Here is an 8,693-nt window from a genome sequence, read left to right on the forward strand (position 1 = left end):
GTCGGATGCTCACGCGGCAGCCTCTTCTCGTCGGTCGTCAGCTAGCGCGACGAGAACGCCGCGAAGCGTGGGTGGTGAATGGAGCTCGGCGAACTCGGCGTCGCTCAGCTGGTAGCAGGCCGCATCGGACCCCGCTGCGCCGGCGACGCCGTACGCAGGCGCCGAGGACTCCCGCAGCGCCTCCCAGGCGACGCGGGCGGATCGGAAGGTGACGGTGACCAGGTCACGCCACCAGTGGGGCCGGTAGCCCTCCTCTGCGGCATAGCGGCGCTTCCGGTGCTCGAGGCAGTCGGGGCACCGACACCCGGCGTCGTAGCCGCCGTGAGTGCCGTGTGAGGTGTCGGCGGGCGCCTGCTCGAGCCGGGCGCGGCGGGCAGCTCGAACAGCGCGCACATGCGCGGTGTTCGCGGCCTGACACGTCGGGCATCGGCAGCCGTGCCGGTCGTAACCGGAGCGCCCGTGGACGATCTGCGTCATGAGTTGGCTACCGCCTCCTTGAGCGGGCCGCCCTGGACCTGCAGCGCGCTGAAGGTGCTCACGGGGGTCACCGCCAGCAGCGGCTCGACGCCGTCAGACCAGTCGGTGTACTCGTCGTCGGCCACCTCGTCGCAGTAGGTGTGCGCGTCAGCGAAGCCGTCGAGGTGGTCGTGCGGGTCGCGGCTGAACGCGCGTGCCCCGCAGGAGCAGACAGCGATGATGCTCGCCGACGCGGGGAACGTCCCGTCCTGGAAGAACCGACGATCCTCAGCACGGTGACGCCGAGCGACCATGGCCCGCTTGTGGCGGGCCTGACGACGCCGCCGCTTCATCTTGGCGCTCATGCCGCCACCGCCTCGTCCTGGTCGCCCTTGTAGCGCTCGGGCTTCCAGCCGGTGCGGCGGGCGAGATCGTTGGCCTTGCGGCCGCGTGCGAGCCACTGCTGGGTGACGGCGACCCGTTCGGGGCCGCGGGCTGCTCGAGCCGCGACGCGGGCCTCGATCTCGGGGCCGTCGAGGATGAGGGCGACCAGGGTGTCGTCGACAACGGGGCGACTCTTTGGCCGGAGCTTAGGACGGGGCTGGTTGGAGTAGACCGTGACCCTGTCGCGGCCGCGGCACCAAGAGTGCAGGCCGGCCTTTCCTCGCGCCAGGACGACGTCGTGGCGCTTGAGGCCGCGTAAGGCGCCGGCGGCGATGACCTCGCTTGCCGGCACGGTGCCGCCGTGCTGGTCGACGAAGTCCTGAATCCACTGGATGGCGCTCGGTGACCGACGACGACGCGCGGCGAGATCGTGCAGCTTCCGCGGGCTCTCGATGCGGCCCTCGATGAACAGCATGCCGCCGTAGGTGCCGGTGGCGTTCTTGTCACCTTGTGCCAGCGAGGCGCACTCCGTGCGGAAGTAGCAGTCGCCACACAGAGGCGCGGCTTCCTCGTGATCCATCAGGATCGAGTCGAGCTGCTGGTTGTGCTTGGTGGTGAACAGGCTGGAGCCACTGCAAGGCACGGTGGGGGTGCCAGCTTCGTACTGAATCGTCATGCCGCCGCCCCCTGGGCCTGGGTCGGGACGTGCCAGTCGGTGGCCCCGCCCTCGCGGCACACCAGCTCGAGGTCGTCATCGGGCCAGTCGCGGATCATCTGCTCGGCCTCGTCGCGGGATCCGAACGCGAAAGCACCGCCGTGACCATCGGCGTCGTCGACGCGGCCGGTCTTCCTGTCGCGCACCTGCCACTCGATCTGAAACTGGGTGAATGCGGGCAGCGTGCAGGCGGCGAGGATCTTGTCGGCGATGTGTCCGACCATCCCGGCGAGGTCGCGCTCGGTGTGGCCGCAGATGCAGTGGTAGCCGTAGTCGTAGCTGGTGTACGCGTGGGACTGCAGCGCGGCAGTGATGGTTTCGCGGGCGGTCGTCATGCCGTCACCGCCTGCAGGCCGAGGGTGTCAGCGCGGACCGCGTCGTACAGCGGCGTCCCGACGCCCTCAAGGTTGACGGAGTCGGCCGGGTCGGGCGCGACCTGGACGGGGTATGCCTGCCGGGCCACGGCGGCCACCGCCGCGCGGGCGTTCGCCAGCTCCTGGTCGAGGCGCGCGATCGTGCGCCTCTGCTCGGCGATGACGGCGGTGGCTACCGCGAGCCGACGACGGGTCTTGGTGTGGATCATCGGGCGATCTCCTGGGGCTCGGCGCGCTCGCCGGTCGGCGAAGGGGCGGAGGGCTCGGCGGCGGGAACGTCGCGGTGGGTGACGGTGTACATCCCGCATCCGAGCAGCGTCATGAAGAGGACCGCAGCCAGGACCGTCGCAACGGCGGCCGGGACACTGGATCGCGGCGTGGCCTCGACAAGGGCGAGGCACTCGGGGCAGACCTGGGCGGCGGGAGCAGACGACGCGAGCAGCCGCAGCTGGCCGGCGGTCGCGCAGGCGTCGGTGGCGTTGTCGCAGGAGATCCCGCAGCCGGCGAGGTGGCCGTCGTAGGTCCACCGCAGGTGCCACACGGGCATCTGGGCGCTCACCACGCCTTCACCTCGCCGTGTCGCTCGCGAACGGCCTGGACCTCGGCAGCAGTGATGGCTGCCTCGGCCTTCTCACGCGCCTCTCTCTCGATGCGCTCGTGCCACTTGGCGTGGTCCTTACGCATCTCCTCGATGGTGACCTTGACCTGCGGGACGACGGTCGTGAGCTCGCGGTCGCAGGTCTCGCAGTAGATCCGGTAGGTGAACAGCGGCTTGGGCATCAGACACCGGCCTTCCGGAGAGCGCGGCCGATGCGCTCCCACAGCTCGAGCTGGTTGACGTCGTCGAGGTCTGTGCCGCCCCACTCGATGTGGACCTGGTCGATCTCCTTGAGGCCGATCAGGCGAGCGGCGGAAGCCTCGGCGGCCTGACCCTTGCACCACTCGGCGTAACGCATCTGCTCGATGGACGCGGCGCGGTCAGCCTGCGGGGCGAGCGCCTCGAGGCGCGCGGCGTAGGCCTGCTCGTCACCGGGCAGGTTCAGCTGGAGGACCTTCTCGGCTCGGTCGGCGAGGTACACGAGCTGGGCGGCGACGGCAGACGCGGACTCGGGCTGGCCGGTGTACAGCTCGCCGGACAGGATGAAGCGGGTGAGCTTCGCGACGGCGTCGGCCTCGGTGATCGTCATAGCCATCAGGCGCTCGCCTTCTTTGCGGGCATGTGGGCGGCGATGAGGCAGGCCGGGCAGACCTTGACGCCGGCTCCCGGGATCAGATGCATGCCACGCACGACAGCGGCGGGCTGGTCGGTGTGCCGGACGCCGTCGGGCCATACGCCGCAGTGGGTCCAGTTGGTCTCGCCCTGCAGGTGGTAGGTCGTGCTGACCGCAGGCGCCGGCAACGGCGTGGATGCGGTGCGTACGAGGGTGAACATGGGATGATGTCCTTTCGGTCGGGCCATCCGCGGATCTCTTGCTGGGAGTGCGGGTGGCCTGGTCTTTTCTGACTGGTCGTGCTGGTGTTGCGGGTTGATCCCCCCGGCCGCGACGGCGCCCCCGCACTGCCGCGGCCGAGGTGGTCTAGGGGTTCCCCCGTCCGGCGCGCCCCCGGGCTCCGCGCCGGACAGGGAAGAACTTGCGGCGGATGTCGGCGAGCACGCTGGGCGGTCGCACGGGAGCCACGAGGGCAGGGAGAGCATTGACGGCCTCGGCATCGGTCGACTCGAGGAGCTCGTCGATGACGGTGACCGTGGCGCTGTGGCCGAGAGCCCGAGGGGCCGGCTCCTGTGCGAGGAGCGCAGCGGCGCGGGATCGCACTCGACCCTCGACGTCGGCGACCAATTCGCCCAGTGTGATCGGTCGAGGATGCCGCCACTGGATCTCCGTAGCCGGGTCCGACATGTCCTTGTGCATGTCGCCGAGGTGGCCGGGCGTGAGGGTGCAGATGAGGCCTTCGTCGGAGACCTGAGGGCAGGTCATCAGGCCGCGCTCGACTCGCGCATCTCGGCGCTCGACTCGCTCAGCTCGGCCGCGAGCTGCTCGACGTCCGACCGCTTGAACAGGAACGTGCCGACGTGGCCGCCGGGCACGACCTGGGCCGGCTTGATGCGACCGGCCTTGATCCAGCGATACAGGGTCTTCTGGGACCGGCCGACGAGCCTTGCGGTCTCCCCGCTGCCGATCAGGTCACTAGCGCTCATGGCGCCGAGTATGTCCCATTGTCCGGTTACTGCGCAACCGGATCTATGGCCCTCTTTCGTTTCGGTGTCCTATTGACCCTCGACGGGACAGTGGTGCACTCTGGACTCAGTGAGACGCGCGCGGCGACGCACGCGACACACCCCGGGGAGCGAAAACCGGGCGACCACCAGCACAAGGAGCACCCAATGAGCACGCAGACTCACGAAGAGCTGATCCCGCGCCTCACCCTGCGGTGGCGCCTGGCGATGGCGCTGGACAAGAGCGGACTCTCGGTCGAAGCGATGGCCCAGCAGCTCGGCGTCAATCGCCGCACGGTTAGCCGCTGGATCAACGACGACGAGGCGCCCATGCGACGCGTTTACAAGCTGCAGTGGGCGCTTATCACGGGCGTCCCGATCGAATGGCTCGAGAGCGGCGAGATGCCGACTAATGGCGGCGGCGGTGACGACGGCGAGCGGGTTATTTCATCGCGCGGATCGGTTACCAACCGCTAACTGAGACGCGCACCGGCGCTGCCAGGCCACCGCAGCAGGGGCAGGCCGGTGTAGACGAGCACCCAGACCGGCCAGAAGAACCCGCGACCGGTGAGGTGCCAGGCCATGATCGCGATCGCGCCGCAGACCAGGAACACCAGGAGATCGCGTACGAAGCCAGCGGCTGCCCTGCCAGACGGAGCCGGCTCCTCGCCGAGATCGTCGACCACGGCAGCGAGGTCGGCGGCCCGGGACGCGCCCCAGACCGCCTCGGCGCGGGATTCCAGCTCGGGCGCGTCGATCCTCCCCGCGGCGTACGCCTCGACGAGCCGCGCCCGCGCGGCCTCGCGCTCGACGTCGCCGACCCTCATCACAGGCCCTCGAGGTCGATGGCCCGGCCGGCGGCGTACAGATCCTTCGGGCAGGTCGAGGCAGCACAGTCCTCGTAGCGGGAAGCCAGCCGAGCCAGGGCCTTCACGGTCTCCGCGGCGGACGGGTCCGAGGCGAGGTTGTGCTGTTCGTAGGGGTCGGTGGAGCGGTCGTAGACCTCGATCTGACCGGTGTGGAGGCGGGCGTAGGTCCAGGAGCCGACCCGGATGCCGGACCACAGCTGCCTGCTCCCGTCGGCGACCCGCCAGCCGGCGACCGGGATCGCGCGGACCTGTTCCGGCGCGCGCAGCCACGGCATGATGTCGATCCCGTCGGACGCCCGCGGCGGCCGAGCACCGGCGGCCGCGAGCAGGGTCGCGGCAAGATCCGGGTTGGTGACCGGGGTCCGCACCGCCCGGCCGCGAGGCACCCCGGGACCGCTCATCAGCACCGGGATCCGCAGCGACTCCTCGTAGTACCAGAGCTTGCCGTTGAGGTTGTGGTAGCCGTTGGAGAAGCCGTTGTCGGAGGTGAAGACGACCAGCGTGCGCTTCAGCTCACCGCTCCTCCTCAGCCCCACCAGGAGTGAGGCGATGTTGCGGTCCAGGCTGCGGATCGCCTCGAGACGACGCTGGTAGGCGATCCGGAGAGCGTCCTTCTTCCTCGGGTTGAACCTCCCGCGCCCGGGCGACCCCTTCGCGTAGCCGGAGGTGTCCTCGGGGAAGAGGTTGGGCCGCGCGGGGATCCGGACGTTGTCGTAGAACCCGCGGTCCTGGGCATCGGGCACGGTCACGGACAGAGCGGCATCGGTGCCAGGGTAGATCTTCTTCGGGTCATCGGGCCCCGAGGGCCCGCCGTGGTGCGGCGCCACGTAGTTGACCCAGGTGAACCACGGCTTCCCCGACCGACGCTCGGCCGCGATCGCGGCCTTCGCGTGCTCGGTGATGACGGTCGAGGAGTAGCCCTTCGACTTGATGACCTCGCCGTTGACGTTGAACTTCGGCGAGCGGAAGTTGTAGGTTGACGGGTCGACGGTCGCGCGCCACTGGTCCCAGCCGGGCGGCACGTCGCCTCGGGTCTCGCCCTCGCCGTAGCCGTTGAGGTACTTCCCCGCCAGGATCGTCGAGTAGCCCGCGTCCTGCAGCGACGTCGCGACCGTCGAGGAGTCGTCGAAGGCCCGATAACCGCCGTAGGGCCCCTCGATCGTGCGCGCACCGTGGTTGTGGGCGTACTGCCCGGTCAGCAGCGATGCCCGCGCCGGCACACAGATCGGCGTCGGCGCGATCCCCTCGGCGAAGGAGACCCCCGTCCGCTCGACCAGCTTCCGCACCTGCGGCAGGTGGTCCATGTCGAGATAGGAGAGGTCGTCGACCGTCACCAGCAGCAGGTTCGGCTTCCCCTCGGGCCGTTCCAGAGCAGGCGTACGCGTCGGGGCAGCCGCCACGGCGGCCGGCTCGTGCACGAGGCCGGTCACGGCGAGGGCGCTCATCGCGGCCGTCGCCACGGCTGCCCGCCTGCGGCGGGTGAACAGGTTGCCGACGGACATGACCAAACACTCCCAAGTAATCTGAGTTATTTAGTCCATTTTAACGCGAAGCGGGCTCCCCGCGAACCCGCACCCGCCCACCGGACGAGCGTTCAGTCGGCCGGGCTGGAGCTGGTCACCAGCGAGAGCGACACGACGCCGGGGAGATAGCGGTCGTCGCTGAGCTCGAACGAGCGCCCGTCGGCGAAGCGCGCGGTGCGTACGACCCTGAGCAGTGGGCTGCCCCGAGGAACCCCGAGCAGGCGACCGTCCATGGCCGAGGCCGCGAAGGCCTCGATCCGGTGCTCGGCATGGGCGAGGCGGACCCCGAGCTCGGCCTCGACCACGTCGACGATCGAGGGGGCGTCGACGGGCAGCGACTCGATGGTCGCGGAGAGCCAGCCGGGGAACACGGTGTGCTCGACCATGGCCGGCGACTCGTCCAGGGAGCGGATGCGCACCACCCGCAGCACCGGGTTGCCCGGCCTCTCACCGAGCTCGCGCGCCTCCAGCGTGGTGGCGCGTCCCCGCGCCACGTCGACGAACCTGCCTCCGGGCGTCAGCCCGGACGCCACCGCCCACTGCGCGAACGAGCGCACTCCGAGGCTCTGCAGGCGCGTGGCACCGTGTGCATGCCAGTGCTGGCCGTGGTGGGAGACCAGACGGGCGTCGGTCTCCAGCCGTACGAGCGCGCGTTCCACGGTGCCCCGCGCGACCCCGAACTCCCGCGCCAGGCAGGACACGGCAGGGAGCGGCCTGCCCGGCGGGTACTCGCCGGCCCGGATCCGCCCCTCCAACGTGGCCGCCACGGCGTGGTAGCGGCGCGATGCCCTCGGCTCCTGCATCGGCTCACCCGACCCCGAGGACTCGTTGGACGAACCAGAAGAGGCCGACGACCGCGACCCCGGTGGCCGCGGTGACGCCCAGCCACCGGCCGAGCGTGGGCTGCCGACGTCGCAGGACCATGAGCACCGGGAAGACCAGGACGATCACCACCAGCTGGACTACCTCGATGCCGAGGTTGAAGACCAGCAGGGAGCCGAGCAGCCGCCAGGAGAACGGTTCGTCGATCCCGAGGGCACCGGCGAAGCCCAGGCCGTGGATGAGTCCGAAGCCGAAGACCACGGCGAGCCGGATCCGCTCCCCCGACGACCGCGACCCCCACGAACCAGCCGTCGTCGGCGCGACCTCGGTGGACGTACCCACCGTCGCGGCGAGGGCGAGGACGCCGCCACCGGGCGGAGCGACCGATGCCGGATCCACGCCGTTCGGGTCCCCGAGCGACGACGCGGCACCGCCGGGGCGACCCTCGCGCCACGAGACCCACACGTGCCACGCCGCGACCGCCGCGATCGAGAGCGCGATCACGGGTTCGACGATCGCGGCTGGGACCGACACCACGCCGAGGCTCGCGAGGACGAAGGTGACCGAGTGCGCCGCCGTGAACGCCGTCGCGGCCAGCAGGATGTCGCGCGGACGGCGGGCACCGACGATCAGTGCGACGAGGAACAGGACGTGGTCGATGCCGAAGAGCAGGTGCTCGGCGCCGAGGACGAAGAACTCCAGCAGCCTGGTCGGGGACGACTCGTCGGTGGAGAAGCTCGGGTCCTCGGCGGTGAGGACCGTGTTGCCGGAGGCCTCCGGCAGCGAGTACTCGAGGATGGTCTCGGTGCTGCCCACGAAGCCCTCCGACTCGGGGAACAGCTCGCTGGCGATCTCGTACGCCACGTCGTCCGGCACCCGCGGGCAGGCGTGATCGAGCGTCACCACGATGTGCGGGACACCGTCGCGCTCGGTGGTCCGGAGCTCGTCGGCCATCGAGGGCGCACAGGCGTGGTCGCCGGCGGAGACGCGGAAGCGGTCGCCGAGGTAGCCCAGCACCGCGGCCCGGTGCTGCTCGATCAGCCCGACATCGGCGCCCGAGGTCTGGAACGCGGCCTTGGCCTCGCTCTCCAGCCCGGGGTCGGCCTCGGCCTTCGCCACGGACCTCACCAGGAGGACGTACTCCATCTCCAGCTCGGTGCTCAGGACACCGTCGGAGCGCTCGGTCATCTCGGCATAGACCGTGGAGGTGAAGCCGTGGGCCGAGGCCGGGAGCATCAGCAGGATCGGCGCGAGCATCGCCAGCACGGCAGCGGCGAGGAGACGTACGCCGGTGGGAACGGTCATGAGGATCCTCGATCGGAAGTGGGGGAAGGC

General features: G+C 70.3%; 16 protein-coding genes. 1 reads left to right on the forward strand and 15 read right to left on the reverse strand.

All coding sequences use genetic code 11. The features are described from left to right. Positions 1 to 9: 9 nt before the first annotated feature. The 11 genes from ACFVJS_RS03995 to ACFVJS_RS04045 form a co-directional block, all read right to left on the reverse strand. Positions 10 to 477: a hypothetical protein gene (locus ACFVJS_RS03995; RefSeq protein ID WP_378877647.1), complete on the reverse strand. Its 468-nt coding sequence runs from the start codon at positions 475 to 477 to the stop codon at positions 10 to 12. Then, the gene (locus tag ACFVJS_RS04000) at positions 474 to 821 is read right to left on the reverse strand and encodes a hypothetical protein (protein WP_378877648.1); all 348 of its coding nucleotides are present in this window, start codon (positions 819 to 821) and stop codon (positions 474 to 476) included. Before ACFVJS_RS04000 ends, ACFVJS_RS03995 begins: the two co-directional genes overlap by 4 nt. After that, the gene (locus tag ACFVJS_RS04005) at positions 818 to 1,516 is read right to left on the reverse strand and encodes a hypothetical protein (protein WP_378877649.1); all 699 of its coding nucleotides are present in this window, start codon (positions 1,514 to 1,516) and stop codon (positions 818 to 820) included. The genes ACFVJS_RS04000 and ACFVJS_RS04005 overlap by 4 nt, the downstream gene beginning before the upstream one ends. Next, positions 1,513 to 1,890 carry a hypothetical protein gene (locus ACFVJS_RS04010; RefSeq protein WP_378877650.1) on the reverse strand — a complete coding sequence of 126 codons (378 nt, stop codon included), beginning with the start codon at positions 1,888 to 1,890 and terminating at the stop codon, positions 1,513 to 1,515. The genes ACFVJS_RS04005 and ACFVJS_RS04010 overlap by 4 nt, the downstream gene beginning before the upstream one ends. Next, a complete protein-coding gene (locus tag ACFVJS_RS04015) occupies positions 1,887 to 2,138 on the reverse strand; it encodes a hypothetical protein (protein ID WP_378877651.1) in 252 nt (83 codons plus the stop codon). Before ACFVJS_RS04015 ends, ACFVJS_RS04010 begins: the two co-directional genes overlap by 4 nt. Beyond that, positions 2,135 to 2,488, reverse strand: a complete 354-nt coding sequence (locus tag ACFVJS_RS04020; RefSeq protein WP_378877652.1) for a hypothetical protein — start codon at positions 2,486 to 2,488, stop codon at positions 2,135 to 2,137. The genes ACFVJS_RS04015 and ACFVJS_RS04020 overlap by 4 nt, the downstream gene beginning before the upstream one ends. After that, positions 2,485 to 2,709 carry a hypothetical protein gene (locus tag ACFVJS_RS04025; RefSeq protein ID WP_378877653.1) on the reverse strand — a complete coding sequence of 75 codons (225 nt, stop codon included), beginning with the start codon at positions 2,707 to 2,709 and terminating at the stop codon, positions 2,485 to 2,487. The genes ACFVJS_RS04020 and ACFVJS_RS04025 overlap by 4 nt, the downstream gene beginning before the upstream one ends. Continuing rightward, entirely contained in the window at positions 2,709 to 3,122 is a 414-nt protein-coding gene (locus ACFVJS_RS04030) for a hypothetical protein (protein WP_378877654.1), read from the reverse strand. The genes ACFVJS_RS04025 and ACFVJS_RS04030 overlap by 1 nt, the downstream gene beginning before the upstream one ends. Continuing rightward, positions 3,122 to 3,361, reverse strand: coding sequence for a hypothetical protein (locus ACFVJS_RS04035; RefSeq protein WP_378877655.1), 240 nt, complete (start codon positions 3,359 to 3,361; stop codon positions 3,122 to 3,124). The genes ACFVJS_RS04030 and ACFVJS_RS04035 overlap by 1 nt, the downstream gene beginning before the upstream one ends. Positions 3,362 to 3,506: 145 nt before the next feature. Then, the gene (locus tag ACFVJS_RS04040; RefSeq protein ID WP_378877656.1) at positions 3,507 to 3,905 is read right to left on the reverse strand and encodes a hypothetical protein; all 399 of its coding nucleotides are present in this window, start codon (positions 3,903 to 3,905) and stop codon (positions 3,507 to 3,509) included. Next, on the reverse strand, positions 3,905 to 4,126 hold the full coding sequence (locus tag ACFVJS_RS04045; protein WP_378877657.1) for a helix-turn-helix domain-containing protein: 222 nt from the start codon (positions 4,124 to 4,126) through the stop codon (positions 3,905 to 3,907). Before ACFVJS_RS04045 ends, ACFVJS_RS04040 begins: the two co-directional genes overlap by 1 nt. A 186-nt stretch (positions 4,127 to 4,312) precedes the next feature. On the opposite strand from ACFVJS_RS04045, the gene ACFVJS_RS04050 reads away from it, so the two are divergent. After that, positions 4,313 to 4,621, forward strand: a complete 309-nt coding sequence (locus ACFVJS_RS04050) for a helix-turn-helix domain-containing protein (RefSeq protein ID WP_378877658.1) — start codon at positions 4,313 to 4,315, stop codon at positions 4,619 to 4,621. Here ACFVJS_RS04050 and ACFVJS_RS04055 read toward each other — a convergent pair. From ACFVJS_RS04055 to ACFVJS_RS04070, 4 genes are all read right to left on the reverse strand, one after another. Further along, the gene (locus ACFVJS_RS04055; RefSeq protein WP_378877659.1) at positions 4,618 to 4,971 is read right to left on the reverse strand and encodes a DUF1707 domain-containing protein; all 354 of its coding nucleotides are present in this window, start codon (positions 4,969 to 4,971) and stop codon (positions 4,618 to 4,620) included. The genes ACFVJS_RS04050 and ACFVJS_RS04055 overlap by 4 nt on opposite strands. Beyond that, positions 4,971 to 6,515 (reverse strand): sulfatase-like hydrolase/transferase, encoded by a 1,545-nt coding sequence (locus ACFVJS_RS04060; protein WP_378877660.1) that lies wholly within the window; start codon positions 6,513 to 6,515, stop codon positions 4,971 to 4,973. Before ACFVJS_RS04060 ends, ACFVJS_RS04055 begins: the two co-directional genes overlap by 1 nt. Before the next feature lie 92 nt (positions 6,516 to 6,607). Continuing rightward, positions 6,608 to 7,339 (reverse strand): GntR family transcriptional regulator, encoded by a 732-nt coding sequence (locus ACFVJS_RS04065; protein WP_378877661.1) that lies wholly within the window; start codon positions 7,337 to 7,339, stop codon positions 6,608 to 6,610. A 4-nt stretch (positions 7,340 to 7,343) separates the two neighbouring features. After that, positions 7,344 to 8,663, reverse strand: a complete 1,320-nt coding sequence (locus tag ACFVJS_RS04070; protein WP_378877662.1) for a HupE/UreJ family protein — start codon at positions 8,661 to 8,663, stop codon at positions 7,344 to 7,346. Between the last annotated feature and the right edge of the window lie 30 nt (positions 8,664 to 8,693).

Origin of the sequence: Nocardioides sp. NPDC057772 (assembly GCF_042798075.1) — a bacterium.
Lineage (GTDB): Bacteria > Actinomycetota > Actinomycetes > Propionibacteriales > Nocardioidaceae > Nocardioides.